Source organism: Mycobacterium colombiense (assembly GCF_001953985.1).
GTDB classification, from domain to species: domain Bacteria; phylum Actinomycetota; class Actinomycetes; order Mycobacteriales; family Mycobacteriaceae; genus Mycobacterium; species Mycobacterium colombiense_B.
Genome location: NZ_MBEI01000071.1, coordinates 1 through 17,566, shown reverse-complemented (window position 1 = coordinate 17,566; position 17,566 = coordinate 1). Strand labels below are relative to the sequence as shown.

The 17,566-nt window shown below is 67.5% G+C and carries 19 protein-coding genes and 1 pseudogene; 18 read left to right on the top strand and 2 right to left on the bottom strand.

What is annotated here, in order from left to right:
- Positions 1–2: 2 nt before the first annotated feature.
- Positions 3–1,442, top strand: a complete 1,440-nt coding sequence (mftG, locus tag A5732_RS22690) for a mycofactocin dehydrogenase MftG (RefSeq protein WP_076103370.1) — start codon at positions 3–5, stop codon at positions 1,440–1,442.
- On the opposite strand, the gene A5732_RS22685 is transcribed toward mftG, so the two are convergent.
- Complete coding sequence (locus tag A5732_RS22685) at positions 1,436–3,025, bottom strand: MFS transporter (RefSeq protein WP_076052194.1); 1,590 nt, start codon at positions 3,023–3,025, stop codon at positions 1,436–1,438. The two genes, mftG and A5732_RS22685, sit on opposite strands and share 7 nt — an antisense overlap.
- 145 nt (positions 3,026–3,170) lie before the next feature.
- Here A5732_RS22685 and A5732_RS22680 point away from each other — a divergent pair, with 145 nt between their 5' ends.
- From A5732_RS22680 to A5732_RS22610, 14 genes and pseudogenes are all read left to right on the top strand, one after another.
- A complete protein-coding gene (locus tag A5732_RS22680; RefSeq protein WP_170879996.1) occupies positions 3,171–3,770 on the top strand; it encodes a TetR/AcrR family transcriptional regulator in 600 nt (199 codons plus the stop codon).
- A 391-nt stretch (positions 3,771–4,161) separates the two neighbouring features.
- Positions 4,162–4,467, top strand: coding sequence for a 30S ribosomal protein S10 (gene rpsJ, locus A5732_RS22670; protein ID WP_003873519.1), 306 nt, complete (start codon positions 4,162–4,164; stop codon positions 4,465–4,467).
- Positions 4,468–4,480: 13 nt separating this feature from the next.
- Positions 4,481–5,134 (top strand): 50S ribosomal protein L3, encoded by a 654-nt coding sequence (gene rplC, locus A5732_RS22665; RefSeq protein WP_076052181.1) that lies wholly within the window; start codon positions 4,481–4,483, stop codon positions 5,132–5,134.
- Positions 5,134–5,814: a 50S ribosomal protein L4 gene (gene rplD, locus A5732_RS22660; RefSeq protein WP_076103369.1), complete on the top strand. Its 681-nt coding sequence runs from the start codon at positions 5,134–5,136 to the stop codon at positions 5,812–5,814. Before rplC ends, rplD begins: the two co-directional genes overlap by 1 nt.
- The gene (gene rplW, locus A5732_RS22655; protein ID WP_007773589.1) at positions 5,815–6,117 is read left to right on the top strand and encodes a 50S ribosomal protein L23; all 303 of its coding nucleotides are present in this window, start codon (positions 5,815–5,817) and stop codon (positions 6,115–6,117) included. It abuts the gene before it with no gap.
- Positions 6,118–6,144: 27 nt separating this feature from the next.
- Complete coding sequence (rplB, locus tag A5732_RS22650) at positions 6,145–6,987, top strand: 50S ribosomal protein L2 (RefSeq protein ID WP_064950228.1); 843 nt, start codon at positions 6,145–6,147, stop codon at positions 6,985–6,987.
- 17 nt (positions 6,988–7,004) lie between these two features.
- Complete coding sequence (rpsS, locus tag A5732_RS22645) at positions 7,005–7,286, top strand: 30S ribosomal protein S19 (RefSeq protein WP_007773585.1); 282 nt, start codon at positions 7,005–7,007, stop codon at positions 7,284–7,286.
- Entirely contained in the window at positions 7,283–7,837 is a 555-nt protein-coding gene (gene rplV, locus A5732_RS22640) for a 50S ribosomal protein L22 (RefSeq protein ID WP_064950229.1), read from the top strand. Before rpsS ends, rplV begins: the two co-directional genes overlap by 4 nt.
- Positions 7,837–8,676 (top strand): annotated as a pseudogene (gene rpsC, locus A5732_RS22635) (30S ribosomal protein S3). The gene rplV and the pseudogene rpsC overlap by 1 nt, the downstream one beginning before the upstream one ends.
- A 3-nt stretch (positions 8,677–8,679) precedes the next feature.
- Positions 8,680–9,096, top strand: coding sequence for a 50S ribosomal protein L16 (gene rplP, locus A5732_RS22630; protein WP_007773582.1), 417 nt, complete (start codon positions 8,680–8,682; stop codon positions 9,094–9,096).
- On the top strand, positions 9,096–9,329 hold the full coding sequence (gene rpmC / locus A5732_RS22625; protein WP_007773580.1) for a 50S ribosomal protein L29: 234 nt from the start codon (positions 9,096–9,098) through the stop codon (positions 9,327–9,329). The genes rplP and rpmC overlap by 1 nt, the downstream gene beginning before the upstream one ends.
- Positions 9,329–9,676: a 30S ribosomal protein S17 gene (gene rpsQ, locus A5732_RS22620; protein WP_076052183.1), complete on the top strand. Its 348-nt coding sequence runs from the start codon at positions 9,329–9,331 to the stop codon at positions 9,674–9,676. Before rpmC ends, rpsQ begins: the two co-directional genes overlap by 1 nt.
- Before the next feature lie 52 nt (positions 9,677–9,728).
- The gene (locus A5732_RS22615) at positions 9,729–12,089 is read left to right on the top strand and encodes an arylsulfatase (protein WP_076103368.1); all 2,361 of its coding nucleotides are present in this window, start codon (positions 9,729–9,731) and stop codon (positions 12,087–12,089) included.
- Positions 12,090–12,100: 11 nt separating this feature from the next.
- A complete protein-coding gene (locus A5732_RS22610) occupies positions 12,101–13,018 on the top strand; it encodes a DUF4436 domain-containing protein (protein WP_249266718.1) in 918 nt (305 codons plus the stop codon).
- A gap of 6 nt (positions 13,019–13,024) precedes the next feature.
- Here the strand turns inward: A5732_RS22610 and pstS are convergent, their stop codons facing one another.
- Complete coding sequence (gene pstS, locus A5732_RS22605) at positions 13,025–14,101, bottom strand: phosphate ABC transporter substrate-binding protein PstS (RefSeq protein WP_076052195.1); 1,077 nt, start codon at positions 14,099–14,101, stop codon at positions 13,025–13,027.
- A gap of 312 nt (positions 14,102–14,413) precedes the next feature.
- On the opposite strand from pstS, the gene A5732_RS22600 reads away from it, so the two are divergent.
- The 3 genes from A5732_RS22600 (at position 14,414) to A5732_RS22590 (ending at position 17,461) form a co-directional block, all read left to right on the top strand.
- On the top strand, positions 14,414–15,358 hold the full coding sequence (locus A5732_RS22600; RefSeq protein ID WP_065056824.1) for a DUF4436 domain-containing protein: 945 nt from the start codon (positions 14,414–14,416) through the stop codon (positions 15,356–15,358).
- A gap of 23 nt (positions 15,359–15,381) precedes the next feature.
- Positions 15,382–16,272: a formylglycine-generating enzyme family protein gene (locus A5732_RS22595; protein ID WP_076052186.1), complete on the top strand. Its 891-nt coding sequence runs from the start codon at positions 15,382–15,384 to the stop codon at positions 16,270–16,272.
- A gap of 253 nt (positions 16,273–16,525) precedes the next feature.
- Complete coding sequence (locus tag A5732_RS22590; protein ID WP_076052187.1) at positions 16,526–17,461, top strand: DUF4436 domain-containing protein; 936 nt, start codon at positions 16,526–16,528, stop codon at positions 17,459–17,461.
- Positions 17,462–17,566 lie beyond the last annotated feature (105 nt).

Sequence of the window (17,566 nt, the reverse complement as noted above, 5' to 3'; positions counted from 1 at the left end):
CCTTGACCGCAGCCGCCTCGCACAGCGATGTGCTGATCGTCGGCGCCGGCAGTGCAGGATCGGTTGTTGCGGAACGTCTTTCCGCGGATCCGCGGTGCGCGGTGACCGTCCTCGAGGCCGGGCCGGCGCTCGACGATCCGGGACTGCTCGCCCAGACCGCAAACGGGTTGCAATTGCCGATAGGTGTCGGCAGTCCGCTGGTGCACCGATACCAGACCCACCTCACCGACGAGCCCGCCCGCCAGCATCCCCTGGTGCGCGGGGCGACGGTGGGCGGATCGGGCGCGATCAACGGCGGTTACTTCTGCCGCGGGTTGCCGCGCGACTTCGACCGCATCGCCATCCCGGGCTGGGGATGGGCCGAGGTGCTGGACAGCTTCCGTGCCATCGAGACCGACCTGGACTTCGACGGTCCCGCCCACGGCGACAGCGGTCCCATCCAGGTGCGCCGCACGCATGAAATGACCGGGACCACCGAGCGATTCATCGCCGCCGCCGAGCGCGCCGGATTCGGCTGGATCGCCGACCTCAATGATGCTGCGCCAGATCAGGTTTCGGGAATCGGCGCTGTACCGCTCAACATCGTCGACGGCGTACGGCGTGGCTCCGGCGCCGGATACCTGATCCCGGCGCTGGGCCGGCCGAACCTGGACCTGCACGCGCGGACCCGGGTAGCAAGGCTGCGAATCGCCGGCACCGCAGTGGTCGGCGTCGATGCGGTCGGCCCGCGCGGCCGCATGACCCTGACCGCCGATCGAGTCGTGTTGTGCGCCGGTGCGATTGAGACGGCACGCCTGCTGATGCTTTCCGGTTTCGGAGAAGAAAAGATGTTGCGCGCCGCCGGCGTGCCGATGGTGGCGCCGCTGCCGGTCGGCATGTCGTTCAGCGATCATGCCGAGTGGGTGCTGCCCACCGATTGGACGGTGGCGCCCGGGCGGCCGGTGCTCGAAGTGGTGCTCAGCACGGCCGACGACCTCGAGATCAGGCCCTACACAGGCGGATTCGTGGCGATGACCGGCGACGGCACCGCCGGGCACGCCGACTGGCCACACCTGGGAGTGGCGCTGATGCAGCCGCGCGCCCGGGGGCGCATCACGCTGGTTTCGGCCGACCCCGACGTGGCGCCGCGAATAGAGCACCGCTACGACAGCGAGCCCGAGGATGTCGCCGCGCTGCGCCGCGGCAGCGAGCTGGCCCGCGACTTGGCCGGCGGCACAATCGATGTCGCGGCGGCCGTCTGGTCAACCTCGCAACACCTGTGCGGCACAGCACCGATGGGCGCCGACGGCGACGCGCGCGCCGTCGTCGACCCCCGGTGCCGGGTGCTGGGCATCGATAACCTGTGGGTGATCGACGGCTCGATCCTGCCCGCGATCACCAGCCGCGGCCCGCACGCCACGATCGTGATGATCGGGCACCGGGCCGCGGAGTTCGTTCAGTGATGCGACAGCATCCGCCGCACGGTGCGTAGCTGGCGGCCATCGCGGCCGGGAGCCCACACCCCGATCGCCACGGCGGCGACGGCGACGATCGCGGCCATCGTGATGGTGGACGCGTGCAGGGCCGCCAGGAACGCGGACTTGCTGATGTCGGCCAGCTGCCGGCCCTGGGGCCCGAGCCGGCCGGCGATCTCCACCGCCTTGGCCAGCGAGTCGGTGGCCTGGCCGCGGACCGGCGCCGGAAATCCGGCCAGCCTGGGCGCCAGCTCGTGCGAGTAGCGGCCGGCCAGGATGGAACCGGCCACCGCGATGCCCAGCGCGCCGCCCATCTCGCGCGACGTGTCGTTCACCGCGGAGGCCACACCCTGCTTTTCATCTGGAACCGCGCCCATGATCGCCGAAGTCGTCGGCGCCGTGCATATTCCGATGCCGGTGGCGAGAATCAAGGTGGGCCAAGCGAATTCGAAGTACGTCGAGTGCAGATCCAGCCCGCACATACACCCGAATCCGACCGCCATCAGCAGCGTGCCGACGAACAACACCAGCCGCAGCCCCAGCTTGGGCACGTACCAGAACGACAGGGCAGAGAAGATGCCCAGCGGCACCATGAACGGCCCGAAGGCGGTCGCCGTCGCCAGCGCGGAGTAGCCCATGATCTGCTGCACGTATTGCATGCCGATGTAGAAGAAGCCGAAGGTGGCGCCGAACAGGATGACGATCGCGGTCACCCCGGTCGCGAAATTCGGGTCGGCGAACAGCCGGACGTCCAGCAGCGGTTGCCTGCCCCGCAGGGCCAGCCGCAATTCGACGGCACCGAACGCCGCGGCGATCACCGCGCCGACGACGAGCCCGCCCCACACCACCGGGTCGCTCCAGCCGCGCCCGGGCGCTTCCAGGATGGCGGCCACCGCGATCGCGACCGCCGCGCCGATCAGGACCGCGCCCAGCGCGTCGACCCGGGGGGCGCCAGCGTCGCGCGACGACGCGACGGTACAGGCCAGCGCGAAGATCACCAGCCCGGCGATGCCCAGCGACCAGAAGATGGCGTGCCAATCCCAAAAGCGAAGCAGCAGGCCGGAACCCAGCATGCCCAGGACGCCGCCGGAACCGGCCGTCCCGGCCCAGATGCCAACGGCCTTGGTGCGGTCCTCTTTTGGATAGGCCACCGTCAGCAGCGACAGCGTGGCGGGCATGACGAACGCGGCGCCGATCCCGGCCACCGCCCGGCCCGCGATGATCTGAGCCGGGTTGTGCAGCAGCGCCGGGGCCATCGAACCGATCGCGAACACCAGCAGCCCGGTCAGCAGCGCACCGCGCCGGCCGTAGCGGTCACCGATCGCGCCGGCCGGCAGCAGCAGGCACGCCAGAGCCACGGTGTAGCCGTCGACGACCCAGTTCAGCTGCGATGCGGTGGCCGAGGTGGCCACCGCGAGGTCGCCGAGCGCGGTGTTCAGGGCCGTCATCGACGCCACCACCAGGGCGACGGCCATGCAGGCGACGGCCAGCGTCCAGTTTCGGGCCCGGAAGCTATCGCCGATGCCGATCCCGTCAGTACGCTGGTCGGACCGGACGAGGGTTTCGACCATGCGGTTCACCTCCTGGGGAGCGTGCGACGTTTCGAGACCAATAGTCTTGTAGGTAGACGGATCGTCTCGTCCTCAAACAGGGAGGTGGGTCACAATCGACACCGGGACGTCCGACCCGCGCCCCGCGAGGTCGCGAGCCAGGCTGCTGGAAGCCGCCGTCACGCTGCTGCGCGCCGGGGGGCCCAGCGCGGTGACGGTCGACGCGGTCACCCGCACCGCCAACGTGGCCCGGGCAACCCTGTATCGCCACTTCCCGAGCGGAAACGACCTACTGGCAGCGGCTTTCAACAGCCTGATCCCGGCGTCGCCAGCCCCGCCCAACGAGGGTTCGCTGCGCGACCGGCTGGTCGCGGTGGTGCTGGCCCAGGCCGAATCCGTCGCGCAGGCGCCCACCATGATGACCGCCATGTCGTGGCTTGCGCTGGGGCGCGACCTGGAGGGCCTGCCCGAGCCGCGGCACAGCCGCAACGCCGACAGCGCGGCGATCACCACCCTGCGTGAGCGCATCGCCCAGCAGTACGCCGAGCCCTTCGACGCCATCTTCGACAGCCCGGAGGCCGCCGAGCTGGGGGAGGTGGACCGGTCGCGGGCGATCGCCCTGCTCATCGGCCCGCTGGTGTTGGGCCGCCTGTCCACGCTGCCCGATTTCGACTATCACCAGTGCGCGCTGGCGGCCGTCGACGGCTTCTTACATGTGCAACGCGGCAGCGCCGGCGCCGCGAACATCGAATCGGCCGGCGCCTGACCTCTACCAGCGCATTTACCGGCCGGTGTTACCGTCCTCAAGACGGGTGCGGCGGATTTGGCTCGATATCCGGGCTGAATTTTGCTCGGGCCACGATCGTCAGGCATACTGTTCAGGTTGCCTTGAGCCGGGTTTGCGCCTGGTCGGGCATACGACCAGCGTCCAAACGGGCGCGTCCGGTCCCATCCTTTGAGAGCGACGAATTTCGATCGCGGATGAGGCTGCGTGAGGGTGACACGCCCGACCGCGGGGGCCGGTGGACCACGACAGGTAAACAGCGGCGCAATATCCGGCGCAACGCTCGATCGGCCCAGAGTTGGCCGGCCCGATCGGCGCGCCGGTGGCACCAGGCCCGGATTCGGGCCTCAACAGGAGTGAGGGTAGGAGAAGCGTGGCGGGACAGAAGATCCGCATCAGGCTTAAGGCCTACGACCATGAGGCTATTGACGCGTCGGCGCGCAAGATCGTCGAGACCGTCGTCCGCACGGGTGCCAGTGTTGTAGGTCCGGTGCCGCTGCCGACTGAGAAGAACGTGTATTGCGTCATCCGCTCACCGCACAAGTACAAGGACTCGCGGGAGCACTTCGAGATGCGCACGCACAAGCGGCTGATCGACATCCTCGACCCGACGCCGAAGACCGTCGACGCGCTGATGCGCATCGACCTTCCGGCCAGTGTCGACGTCAACATCCAGTAGGAGATCCAGACTCATGGCAAGAAAAGGCATTCTGGGTACCAAGCTGGGCATGACGCAGGTGTTCGATGAGAACAACAAGGTCGTCCCGGTGACGGTCGTCAAGGCCGGCCCGAACGTGGTGACCCGGATCCGTACCCCCGAGCAGGACGGCTACAGCGCCGTGCAGCTGGCCTACGGCGAGATCAGTCCCCGCAAGGTCAACAAGCCGGTGACCGGTCAGTACGCCGCCGCGGGCGTCAACCCGCGCCGCTTCCTGGCCGAGCTGCGGCTGGAGAACCCCGAGGCGGCCGCCGAGTACGAGGTCGGCCAGGAGCTGACGGCGGAGATCTTCGCCGACGGCGCCTACGTCGACGTCACGGGCACCTCCAAGGGCAAGGGCTTCGCCGGCACCATGAAGCGCCACGGCTTCCGTGGTCAGGGCGCCAGCCACGGTGCCCAGGCGGTGCACCGCCGCCCGGGTTCGATCGGCGGCTGCGCCACCCCCGCGCGGGTGTTCAAGGGCACCCGGATGTCGGGCCGGATGGGTAGCGACCGCGTGACCGTCCAGAACCTGTTGGTGCACAAGGTCGATACCGAGAACGGCGTGCTGCTGATCAAGGGCGCGGTCCCCGGCCGCACCGGTGGGCTCGTCGTGGTCCGCAGCGCGGTCAAACGAGGTGAGAAGTGATGGCAGAAGGCTCCAAGACGCTCAAGATTGACGTCAAGACGCCGGGCGGCAAGGTCGAGGGCTCGATAGAGCTGCCGGCCGAATTGTTCGACGCCCCGGCCAATATCGCGCTGATGCACCAGGTCGTCACCGCGCAGCGGGCGGCGGCGCGTCAGGGCACGCACTCGACCAAGACGCGTGGCGACGTCAGCGGCGGCGGCCGTAAGCCGTACCGGCAGAAGGGAACCGGCCGGGCCCGACAGGGTTCGACGCGTGCCCCGCAGTTCACCGGCGGTGGCGTGGTGCACGGCCCCAAGCCCCGCGACTACAGCCAGCGCACCCCCAAGAAGATGATCGCCGCGGCGTTGCGCGGCGCACTGTCCGACCGGGCGCGCAACGGCCGCATCCACGCGATCACCGAGCTGGTGTCGGGTCAGACGCCGTCCACCAAGAACGCCAGGGCGTTCCTGGGCACGCTGACCGACCGCAAGCAGCTGCTGGTCGTGATCGGCCGCAGCGACGAGGCCGGCGCCAAGAGCGTGCGCAACCTGCCCGGTGTGCACCTCCTGACCCCCGACCAGCTCAACACCTACGACGTGCTGCGCTCCGACGACGTGGTGTTCAGCGTTGAGGCGCTCAACGCCTACATCGCCGGGGCCACCGGCGGTGCCGCCGACAAAGATGTGGAGGTAACGGCGTAGATGGCGACCATCACTGACCCCCGCGACATCATTCTCGGCCCGGTCATCTCGGAGAAGTCCTATTCGCTGCTCGACGACAACGTGTACACGTTTGTGGTGCACCCCGATTCGAACAAGACGCAGATCAAGATCGCTATCGAGAAGATCTTCTCCGTCAAGGTCGCGTCGGTGAACACCGCGAACCGGCAAGGTAAGCGGAAGCGCACCAGGACCGGATTCGGCAAGCGCAAGAGCACCAAGCGGGCCATCGTCACGCTGGCGCCGGGTAGCAAGCCGATCGATCTGTTCGGGGCACCGGCGTAGCCGCCGCGAGAGGAAACCTGATTAGACATGGCAATTCGTAAGTACAAGCCGACGAGCCCCGGCCGCCGCGGCTCGAGCGTGTCCGATTTCTCCGAGGTCACTCGTTCCACCCCGGAGAAGTCGCTGGTGCGTCCGCTGCACGGCCACGGTGGGCGAAACGCGCACGGCCGCATCACCACCCGCCACAAGGGTGGTGGCCACAAGCGCGCCTACCGGGTGGTCGACTTCCGTCGCAACGACAAGGACGGCGTCAACGCCAAGGTCGCGCACATCGAGTACGACCCCAACCGGACCGCCAACATCGCGCTGCTGCACTTCCTGGACGGCGAGAAGCGCTACATCATTGCGCCGCAGGGACTCTCGCAGGGTGACGTGGTGGAGTGCGGCCCGAACGCGGACATCAAGCCGGGCAACAACCTGCCGCTGCGCAACATCCCGGCCGGTACCGTGATCCACGCCGTGGAGCTGCGCCCCGGCGGTGGCGCCAAGCTGGCGCGGTCGGCCGGGTCCAGCATCCAGCTGCTCGGTAAAGAAGGCACCTACGCGTCGCTGCGTATGCCCAGCGGTGAGATCCGCCGCGTCGACGTGCGCTGCCGCGCCACCGTCGGCGAGGTCGGCAACGCCGAGCAGGCGAACATCAACTGGGGCAAGGCCGGCCGGATGCGGTGGAAGGGCAAGCGCCCCTCGGTCCGTGGTGTCGTCATGAACCCGGTGGACCACCCGCACGGTGGTGGTGAGGGTAAGACCTCCGGTGGTCGCCACCCGGTGAGCCCGTGGGGCAAGCCCGAGGGCCGCACCCGCCACCCGAACAAGGCCAGTAACAAGCTCATTGTCCGACGCCGGCGCACCGGCAAGAAGCACGGTCGCTAGGAAGTCAGGAGTAGCACATGCCACGCAGCCTGAAGAAGGGCCCGTTTGTCGATGGCCACCTGCTCAAGAAGGTGGACACGCAGAACGAGAAGAACACCAAACAGGTGATCAAGACATGGTCGCGGCGTTCGACGATCATTCCTGACTTCATCGGCCACACCTTCGCCGTCCACGACGGACGCAAGCACGTCCCGGTGTTCGTCACCGAGGCGATGGTCGGCCACAAGCTTGGTGAATTCGCGCCCACCCGCACCTTCAAGGGACACATCAAGGACGACCGGAAGGCCAAACGGCGATGACCACAACGGAATTCCCCTCGGCGGTGGCCAAAGCACGTTTCGTGCGGGTGTCGCCGAGAAAGGCGCGCCGGGTGATCGACCTGGTGCGCGGCCGCTCGGTGGCCGACGCGCTGGACATCTTGCGCTGGGCGCCGCAGGCCGCCAGTGAGCCGGTGGCCAAGGTGATCGCCAGTGCCGCGGCCAACGCACAGAACAACAACGGACTGGACCCGGCGACCCTGGTGGTCGCCACCGTCTACGCCGACGAGGGCCCCACGGCCAAGCGCATCCGTCCGCGCGCCCAGGGCCGCGCGTTCCGGATCCGCAAGCGCACCAGCCACATCACGGTCGTGGTGGAAAGCCGGCCGGGCAAGGACCAGGGTTCGGCGAAGTCGACCCGGGCCCGTCGCGCCGAGGCCAGCAAGGCCGCCGCGAAGGCACCCGCCAAGAAAGCGCCGGCCAACAAGGCACCCGCCAAGAAGGCCGCGACCAAGGCGCCCGCGAAGAAGGCCGCTAAGAAAGCCGAAGCCAAGACGTCTGAGACCTCTGACGCGAAGGGAGGCTCAGACTAGTGGGCCAGAAGATCAATCCGCACGGCTTCCGGCTGGGCATCACCACCGACTGGAAGTCACGCTGGTACGCCGACAAGCAGTACGCGGACTACGTCAAGGAAGACGTCGCGATCCGGCGGCTGCTCTCGACCGGCCTGGAGCGGGCCGGAATCGCCGACGTGGAGATCGAGCGCACCCGCGACCGGGTCCGGGTCGACATCCACACCGCGCGTCCCGGCATCGTGATCGGCCGTCGCGGCACCGAGGCCGACCGGATCCGTGCCGACCTGGAGAAGCTGACCGGCAAGCAGGTGCAGCTCAACATCCTCGAGGTCCGAAACCCGGAGTCGCAGGCACAATTGGTGGCCCAGGGCGTCGCCGAGCAGCTGAGCAACCGTGTGGCGTTCCGCCGCGCGATGCGTAAGGCCATCCAGTCGGCGATGCGTCAGCCCAACGTCAAGGGCATCCGGGTGCAGTGCTCCGGCCGCCTCGGTGGGGCCGAGATGAGCCGCTCGGAGTTCTACCGCGAGGGCCGGGTGCCGCTGCACACGCTGCGCGCCGACATCGACTACGGCCTCTACGAAGCCAAGACCACCTTCGGCCGGATCGGCGTGAAGGTGTGGATCTACAAGGGCGACGTCGTCGGTGGGAAGCGCGAATTGGCCGCCGCCGCTCCGGCGGGCGCCGAGCGTCCACGCCGCGAGCGTCCGTCGGGCACCCGCCCGCGCCGCAGCGGCGCGTCGGGTACCACGGCCACCAGCACCGAGGCAGGCCGCGCGGCCGCGAGCGCCTAAGAGGGCGCGACGGCCGCCGCGACCCAGTCCGCACCCGCTGCAGAACCACAAAGCACGGAGAGCTGAATCATGTTGATTCCCCGCAGGGTTAAACACCGCAAGCAGCACCACCCCCGCCAGCGTGGCATCGCCAGTGGCGGCACGGCGGTGAACTTCGGCGACTACGGCATCCAGGCCCTGGAACACGCCTACGTCACCAACCGGCAGATCGAGTCCGCTCGTATCGCCATCAACCGGCACATCAAGCGTGGCGGCAAGGTGTGGATCAACGTCTTCCCCGACCGCCCGCTGACCAAGAAGCCCGCCGAAACCCGCATGGGTTCGGGTAAGGGTTCGCCGGAGTGGTGGGTCGTCAACGTCAAGCCGGGCCGGGTGCTGTTCGAACTCAGCTACCCCAACGAGCAGACCGCCCGGGCGGCGCTGACCCGCGCAATCCACAAGCTGCCGATCAAGGCTCGCATCGTGACTCGAGAGGATCAGTTCTGATGGCCGTGGGAATTTCGCCTGGCGAACTGCGTGAGCTCACCGAAGAGGAGCTGGCCGAGCGGTTGCGCGAATCCAAGGAAGAGCTTTTCAATCTGCGTTTCCAGATGGCGACCGGACAGCTCACCAACAACCGCCGGCTCCGCACGGTGCGTCAGGAGATCGCGCGCGTCTACACCGTGCTGCGCGAACGAGAACTGGGCTTGGCTTCCGGGCCCGACGGTAAGGAATCGTGATGGCAGAAGCCAAGAAGGCCGCCCCCAAGAAGGCCGCCAAAACCGAGGCCGCGTCGAAGGACAAGGGCCCCAAGAACACTCCGGCCAACCCGAAGGTGCGGGGCCGCCGCAAGGTGCGCATCGGCTACGTGGTGAGCGACAAGATGCAGAAGACCATCGTGGTCGAGCTCGAGGACCGCGTGCGTCACCCGCTGTACGGCAAGATCATCCGGACTACCACGAAGGTCAAGGCGCACGACGAGAACAGCACCGCCGGCATCGGCGACCGCGTCTCGCTGATGGAGACCCGCCCGATGTCGGCGACCAAGCGTTGGCGGCTCGTCGAAATTCTGGAAAAGGCTAAGTAAGCCCTTTTAGCTAGCGGCAGCGAACGCCCGGTCCCGGGTGTAGTCTGCGGCGATGGCGACTGGGTCGGGGCAGTTCAACGGGAAGATCGAGCTCGACATCCGGGATTCCGAACCGGACTGGGGGCCCTACGCGGCGCCGACCGCCCCGCAGAACGCGCCCAACGTGCTGTACCTGGTGTGGGACGACACGGGCATCGCGACCTGGGACTGCTTCGGCGGCCTGGTCGAGATGCCCGCCATGTCGCGCATCGCCGAGCGCGGCGTCCGCCTCTCGCAATTCCACACCACCGCGCTGTGCTCGCCCACCCGGGCGTCGTTGCTCACCGGCCGCAACGCCACGACCGTCGGCATGGCCACCATCGAGGAGTTCACCGAGGGCTTCCCCAACGCCAACGGCCGCATCCCCTTCGAAACCGGCCTGCTCTCCGAGGCTCTCGCCGAACGGGGATACAACACCTACTGCGTGGGCAAGTGGCACCTGACGCCGCTCGAGGAATCGAATCTCGCCTCGACGAAGCGGCACTGGCCGACCTCGCGCGGCTTCGAACGGTTCTACGGGTTCCTGGGCGGGGAGACCGACCAGTGGTATCCGGACCTGGTGTACGACAACCACCCGGTCACCCCGCCGGGCACCCCGGAGGACGGCTACCACCTCTCGAAGGACCTCGCCGACAAGACGATCGAATTCATCCGCGACGCCAAAGTGATTGCGCCCGAGAAGCCCTGGTTCTCCTACGTCTGCCCCGGCGCCGGGCACGCGCCGCATCACGTCTTCAAGGAGTGGGCGGACCGCTACGCCGGCAAGTTCGACATGGGCTACGAGCGCTACCGCGAGGTGGTCCTGGAGCGGCAGAAGGCGCTGGGGATCGTGCCGCCCGACACCGGATTGTCGCCGGTCAACCCGTATCTCGACGTCAAGGGGCCGGGCGGCGAACCGTGGCCGCTGCAGGACACGGTACGGCCCTGGGAATCGCTGAACGACGAAGAGAAGAGGCTGTTCTCCCGGATGGCCGAGGTGTTCGCGGGGTTCCTGAGCTACACCGACGCCCAGATCGGCCGCATCCTGGACTATCTCGAGGAATCGGATCAGCTGGACGACACCATCATCGTGGTCATCTCCGACAACGGCGCCAGCGGTGAGGGCGGCCCGAACGGATCGGTCAACGAGGGCAAGTTCTTCAACGGCTACATCGACACCGTCGAAGAAAGCATGAAGCTGTTCGAACACCTCGGCGGCCCGGAGACCTACAACCATTACCCAATCGGATGGGCGATGGCGTTCAACACGCCCTACAAGCTGTACAAGCGCTACGCCTCACATGAGGGCGGCATCGCCGACACGGCGATCATCTCGTGGCCCAACGGGATTGCCGCACACGGGGAAGTCCGCGACAACTACGTCAACGTCTGCGACATCACCCCGACCGTCTACGACCTGCTGGGCATGACGCCGCCGGAAACGGTCAAGGGCATCGCCCAGAAGCCGCTCGACGGCGTGAGTTTCAAAGCGGCCCTTGCCGATTCGCGCGCCGACACCGGCAAGAGCACCCAGTTCTACACCATGCTGGGCACCCGCGGGATCTGGCATCAGGGCTGGTTCGCCAACACCGTGCACGCGGCGACACCGGCCGGCTGGTCCCACTTCGACGCCGACCGCTGGGAACTGTTCCACATCGAGGCCGACCGCAGCCAATGCCACGACCTGGCTGCCGAAAACCCGGACAAGCTCGAAGAACTCAAGGCGCTGTGGTTCTCGGAGGCGGCCAAATACAACGGGCTGCCGCTGTCGGACCTGAACATCCTGGAGACGCTGGGGCGGTCGCGGCCGTATTTGGTCAGCGACCGCAACAGCTACATCTACTATCCCGACTGCGCCGATGTCAGCATCGGTGCCGCCGCCGAACTCCGCGGCCGGTCGTTCTCGGTGCTGGCGGAGGTGACCGTGGACACCACCGGTGCGGAGGGGGTGCTGTTCAAGCAGGGCGGCGCGCACGGCGGGCATGTGCTGTTCATCCAGGACGGTCGGCTGCATTACGTGTACAACTTTCTCGGCGAGCGCCAGCAGGAGGTGTCCTCCTCCGACGCCGTGCCCCTGGGCAGGCATCTGTTCGGCGCCGGCTATGCGCGCACCGGAACGGTCGAGAACAGTCACACGCCGTTGGGCGACGTCACGTTGTTCATCGACGACAGGGTCGTCGGCACGCTGGCCGGGGTGACCACCCACCCCGGCACGTTCGGGCTGGCCGGTGCGGGTATCACGGTCGGGCGCAATGGCGGATCGGGGGTGTCCAGCCGCTACAAGGCGCCGTTCACGTTCACCGGTGGCACCATCACCCAGGTCACCGTCGACGTGTCCGGCCGACCCTACGTGGATGTGGAAACCGAGATCGCGCTTGCCTTTTCGCGGGACTGATGGGTAGCCCAATGACCGCCGCCCCGCCGGCACCGAACGGCGCGCGAGGGCGGCAACTCGCGATCGCGTTCGGGATCGTCGCCTCCGTCATCGTCATCTACGTGTTGTCGCTGATCGCCGTGCATCTGCTGGCCAAATCGGCGCCACCGCTGCCGGCGGTGGACCTGAGCAAGGTCGAGGCCGAGGACAGCGTCGTCCAGGTGCGGCTGGAGAAACTGGACACCGTCGCGAACCGGTTGACCGTCAATGTGCTCGTCTACCCCAAAGACACGTTGTACGACAAGAACTTCGGCGTGCTGACGACCGACGCGGCGGTGCGGCTGTATCCCGACAACGACCTGGGTGACCTGCAGTATCCGGTCGGCAAGGCGCCCGCACAGGTGACCACGACCATCGAGGCGCACGGCGATCCCGCGAACTGGCCGTTCGATTCCTACCGGACCGGGGTCATCTCGGCCGACGTGTTCACCGGCTCGGGCGCCAACAAGGAGAAGACGGCCGCCCGCGTGGAAGCCACCGGCGGGCTGGACGGGTGGGATGCCACCGTCACCCGCGTCCACGACGCCGAAGACAACAACCCAGATATCAAGGACGACGTGGTGATCACGTTGCACCGGGCCAAGGGGCAGCTGATCTTCGACGTCGGCATCTGCCTGGTCTTGATCTCGCTGCCCGTCCTGGCGCTCTGGGTCGCCATTCCCGTGGCGCTGGGCAGAACGTCGTTCCTGCCGCCGCTCACCACGTGGTACGGCGCAATGCTTTTCGCGATTGTCCCGTTGCGCAACATCCTGCCGGGCAGCCCACCGTACGGCTCGTGGGTCGACCAGGCCATCGTGCTGTGGGTGTTGATCGGGCTGGTGGCCGCGCTGACGCTGTTCCTGGTCGGCTGGTGGCGACAGCGCGATCGAAAAACGCCTACCAAGATCTGAATTCGCTCACTCGGGCTTCGGCGCGTCCACGGAGCTGATCCCGTCGACCGCGCTGGAGACCCGTGCCTGGAAGTCGGCCGACAACGGGATGTAGCCGCTTCTGGCCAGTTCGATCTGGCCGGGGCCGATGGCCGCCTGCAGAAAAGCCTTGACCGCCTTGGCCACATCGTAGGTCGGGTACTTCGAGCAGACGATCTCGTAGGTGGCCAACACGATCGGGTAGACGTCGGGCTGGGCGGGGTTGTAGAACGACGACAGGTCGAGCACCAGATCGTTTCCCGCGCCGGTGATCTTGGCGGCCTTGATGGTTTTGCCGACCGTGTCGGTGCCGATCCGGACCGGGCGCAACGACCTGCGGCTGGCCGGCGTCTTGATCTCGGCGGCGAACAGGCCCTGCTGGAGCGCGAACGAGAGTTCGTTGTAGCCGATCGCCCCCTCGGTGCTCTTCACGGCGGCCGCGATGCCGGTGTTGCCGACGGCGCCGGTACCCACACCGCCGTTGAAGGTCTTGCCCGCGCCCTTGCCCCAGGCCCCGCCGGACGCGGATTGCAGGTAGGCCTGGAAGTTGTCGGTGGTGCCCGAGCCGTCGCTGCGGTAGATGACGTGAATGTCCTCGGCCGGCATGGAGGCGTTGAGCGACGCCAGGGCCGGGTCGTCCCAGCGCGTGATGGTGCCGTTGAAGATCTTGGCCAGCGTGGGGGCGTCGAGCACCAGGGAGTCGACGGTGGCGAGGTTGTAGGTGATGGCCAGCGGGCCGAACACCACCGGCAGGTTCCAGGCGTCGGCGCCGCCGCACCGCCGCTTGGCGGCGGCGTATTGGTCTCCCGACAGCGGTGTGTCCGATCCGGCGAAATCCGTTTTGCCGGCGAGGAAGTCGTTGATGCCGTTGCCGGACCCGTTGGCCGTGTAGTTGAGGGTCTGCGACGAGCAGGCCTGGCGATAGGCGTCGATGAATTTGGTCATCGCGTTGGCTTGCGCGGTCGAGCCGCTGGCCGCCAGGGTCTGCTTGCCGCCGCAGTCGACCTTGGCCCCGGCGGTGTACGGCAGGCTCGCAGGGGAGTTGCTGCAGGCGGAGACCACCATGGCGCCGGCCGTCAGGGCGCCGACGACCGCACGATTGCGCTTCACCCGTTGACAATTACTGCTACGGATTAACAGGCAAACAAAATCCGGATGAATTGGAGCGCCGACCGGCGGTCCTCCGACCGTTTGCGCGGCCGGGCGGGCGATCGCCGCTGAGTCGTCCACATCCGTTTCGCTGAGGCGGCCGGTATGGCGCGGTGCGCCGCCGAAAATTACCTACACATGACGAATTTTTGAACTTGCCCCGCCGCGACAGTGGGTTCGCTAGCATCCGTCTTCGAGTGCTCCAATCCCCCACGGAGGTGTTCACCGATGACCCATCTAGCGCCACCCTCGCCACCGCCTCCAGCGCCATCGGAGCAACCAACCGCGGCACCCGCGCCCGCGGCCGCGTCCGACCGGCGCAAACGGCGCAGGGTCATCGCCGTGGCCGCCGTCGCGGGTTTTGTCGTCGTCTACGTCCTGTCACTGTTCGGCGTGCATCTGCTGGCCCAGACCGCGGGGCCGCTCAAGCCGCCGGACCTCAACGCGACCAATGACACCGTCGTGCTGGTGCGCCTCGAGAAGTTGGACACCGTCGCCAACCGCCTCACGGTCAAGGTGCTGGTGATCCCCGAGGAGTCGATGTTCGACAAACGCCTCGAAGTGCTGAAGACCGACACCGCGGTGCGCATGGACCCGCCGAATGACCTGGGGGACTTGCAGTACCCGGCCGGTAAGTCGCCTGCGCAGGTCGCGACGACCATTGAGGCGCACGGCAACCCGAATAACTGGCCGTTCGACTCCTACCGCACGGACGCCCTGTCCGCCGAGGTGCTTGTCGGCCAGGGCGATGCGCGTCGCTACATTCCCGCGCGGGTGGAGGTCACCGGCGGGTTGGACGGCTGGGACGTCAGCGTCCAGCGCGTCGGCGAAGCCAGCCAGGACTCCGATCGCGCCGACAACGTCATCATCACCCTGCACCGGGCCAAGGGGCCGTTGATCTTCGATCTGGGCATCTGCCTGGTCCTCTTCGCACTGCCTGCCTTGGCGTTTGCCGTTGTGATTCAAATCGCCTTGGGGCGAAGGAAATTCGTGCCACCCTTCGTGACGTGGTTCGCGGCCCTGCTGTTCGCCGTCATCCCCATCCGTAACTTCCTTCCGGGCGCGCCACCACCGGGCGCGTGGATCGACCAAGTCCTGGTGCTCTGGGTGCTGATCGGTTTGGTCGCGGCGATGGCCCTGTACATGCTCACCTGGTACCGGCAATCGGATTAGGGGGTCCGTCATACCCTGAAGGGGTGCTGAGCGAACTGGTCGACCTTCCGGGCGGGTCATTCCGCATGGGGTCGATCAGTTTCTACCCCGAAGAGGCGCCGATCCACACCGTGACGGTGGGGCCGATCGGGGTGGAACGCCACCCGGTGACCAACGCGCAGTTCGCCGACTTCGTCGACGCCACCGGGTATGTCACGGTGGCCGAGCAGCCGATCGACCCGGCGCTGTACCCGGGAGCGAACGCAGACGATTTGTGCCCGGGCGCAATGGTTTTCCGGCCGACACCCGGGCCGGTCGACCTGCGCGACTGGCGGCAGTGGTGGCAGTGGGTGCCGGGGGCGAGCTGGCGCCATCCGTTCGGGCCCGATAGCGATGTCGCGGACCGCGGCGATCATCCGGTGGTGCAGGTGGCGTATCCGGACGCGGCGGCCTACGCGCGCTGGGCCGGGCGGCGGTTGCCGACCGAGGCCGAGTGGGAGTTCGCGGCCCGGGCCGGGTCCACGACGACGTACTCGTGGGGTGACGAGGCCACGATCGGCGGGCGGTTGATGGCCAATACCTGGCAGGGCAGCTTCCCGTACCGCAATGACGGCGCGCTCGGCTGGGTGGGAACGTCGCCCGTTGGCACGTTCGCCCCCAACGCTTTTGGGCTTGTCGACATGATCGGCAACGTGTGGGAGTGGACGGCCACCGAGTTCACCGCGCACCACCGGCTCGAGGTGCCGCCCAAATCCTGCTGCACCCCGTCGGGTCCGGCCGACCCGTCGGTCAACCAGACGTTGAAGGGCGGCAGCCACCTGTGCGCGCCGGAGTATTGCCACCGCTACCGTCCGGCGGCCCGGTCACCGCAATCGCAGGACTCCGCGACTACCCACATCGGTTTTCGCTGCGTGGTCGACTCGTCGTCGGCGTAGCAAATCCGTAGCGCCGCGCTGGCAGGTTGCGTCCGGGGCGTCGCCGGCGATGAAGTTAACGGTGCGTGTCCGGTGGATGTCGGGTGTCTTTTGTCCTTCTGGACAGGGGATTTCGCCCGCGCATCCGGTTCCGTCATTCGCTAACATCTGACGACGTGCCAGCCAGCCGCAGCCCGATGTCGTCAGCGGTGCCGGTCTGCGGTCAGCAAGCCTTGCGGTATGCGCGGCCCGCGATTGCTCGCGGCGGTGGCCGATGACCACGGAGGCTCCGACCGCCGTCGCGTCGGCCCCGGCGCCGGCTGCGAAGAAGAAGCGTGAGGCGCCACGGATCGCGATCGGCGTGTGCATTCTCGCGGCGGTCATCATCGTCTACGTCCTGTCGCTTTTCGGTGTGCATTTTCTGCAGCGGTCGGAGGGGCCGCTGCCCCCACTGGACCTGAGCCAGGGTGGCGGCGACGCCACGATCGTGCAGCTGCGCCTCGAAGAATTGAAGCCGGTCGCCAACCGCCTGTCCGTCGAGGTGCTCGCCTATCCCGGAGTTGCCCAGTACGACAACCGTTTTGACGTGCTGGCCAACGACGTCGCGGTACGCCTATATCCCACAAGCGATCTCGGCGATCTGCAATACCCGAAAGGCAAGGCGCCCGCGCAGCTCAGCACCACCATCGAGGCGCACGGCGACCCCGGCAACTGGCCGTTCGACTCCTACCAGACCGAGCCGATCGCGGCCGACGCGTTCGTCGGCACAGGTGACAACCGCAAGAAGGTGCCCGCCCGCGTTGAAGTGACGGGCGCGCTGGACGGCTGGGAGATCAGCGTCAACCGGGTGCACGACCCGAGCGCGCTGCCCACCTCGCGCGCAACCGACAACGGCAACGTGGTGATCACGCTGAGGCGGGCCAAGGGGCCGCTGATCTTCGACCTCGGGATCTGCCTGGTGCTGATCAGCCTGCCCACCCTGGCCCTACTGGTCGCCATTCCGATGGCGCTGGGCAGAAGGAAGTTCCTGCCGCCGTTCGCCACCTGGTATGCCGCGAACCTGTTCGCAATCGTCCCGCTGCGTAACATCCTGCCCGGGGCGCCGCCGCCCGGTTCGTGGATCGACCAGGCGATCGTGCAGTGGGTGCTGATCGCGCTGGTGACGGCGATGAGCTTGTACATCGTGGCATGGATTCGGCAGGGCGACTGACCGTACTTGTCGGTGGCCGACGGCATAATCGAACACATGTTCGAGTGGTGGTATGCCTCCCGGGAGACGCCGGAGTCGGCGGCGCTGCTGGATCGGGTGCGTGAG

Bases quoted from the DNA above. Each gene is read 5' to 3' on its own strand.
- pstS (WP_076052195.1), bottom strand. From the start codon at position 14,101: ATGGTGGTCTCCGCCTGCAGCAACTCCCCTGCGAGCCTGCCGTACACC.
- rpsQ (WP_076052183.1), top strand. From the start codon at position 9,329: ATGGCAGAAGCCAAGAAGGCCGCCCCCAAGAAGGCCGCCAAAACCGAG.
- rplP (WP_007773582.1), top strand. From the start codon at position 8,680: ATGTTGATTCCCCGCAGGGTTAAACACCGCAAGCAGCACCACCCCCGC.
- A5732_RS22615 (WP_076103368.1), top strand. From the start codon at position 9,729: ATGGCGACTGGGTCGGGGCAGTTCAACGGGAAGATCGAGCTCGACATC.
- A5732_RS22590 (WP_076052187.1), top strand. From the start codon at position 16,526: ATGACCACGGAGGCTCCGACCGCCGTCGCGTCGGCCCCGGCGCCGGCT.
- rplD (WP_076103369.1), top strand. From the start codon at position 5,134: ATGGCAGAAGGCTCCAAGACGCTCAAGATTGACGTCAAGACGCCGGGC.
- A5732_RS22610 (WP_249266718.1), top strand. From the start codon at position 12,101: ATGACCGCCGCCCCGCCGGCACCGAACGGCGCGCGAGGGCGGCAACTC.
- A5732_RS22685 (WP_076052194.1), bottom strand. From the start codon at position 3,025: ATGGTCGAAACCCTCGTCCGGTCCGACCAGCGTACTGACGGGATCGGC.
- rplV (WP_064950229.1), top strand. From the start codon at position 7,283: ATGACCACAACGGAATTCCCCTCGGCGGTGGCCAAAGCACGTTTCGTG.
- rplC (WP_076052181.1), top strand. From the start codon at position 4,481: ATGGCAAGAAAAGGCATTCTGGGTACCAAGCTGGGCATGACGCAGGTG.
- rpsS (WP_007773585.1), top strand. From the start codon at position 7,005: ATGCCACGCAGCCTGAAGAAGGGCCCGTTTGTCGATGGCCACCTGCTC.
- rplW (WP_007773589.1), top strand. From the start codon at position 5,815: ATGGCGACCATCACTGACCCCCGCGACATCATTCTCGGCCCGGTCATC.
- A5732_RS22600 (WP_065056824.1), top strand. From the start codon at position 14,414: ATGACCCATCTAGCGCCACCCTCGCCACCGCCTCCAGCGCCATCGGAG.
- rplB (WP_064950228.1), top strand. From the start codon at position 6,145: ATGGCAATTCGTAAGTACAAGCCGACGAGCCCCGGCCGCCGCGGCTCG.
- rpmC (WP_007773580.1), top strand. From the start codon at position 9,096: ATGGCCGTGGGAATTTCGCCTGGCGAACTGCGTGAGCTCACCGAAGAG.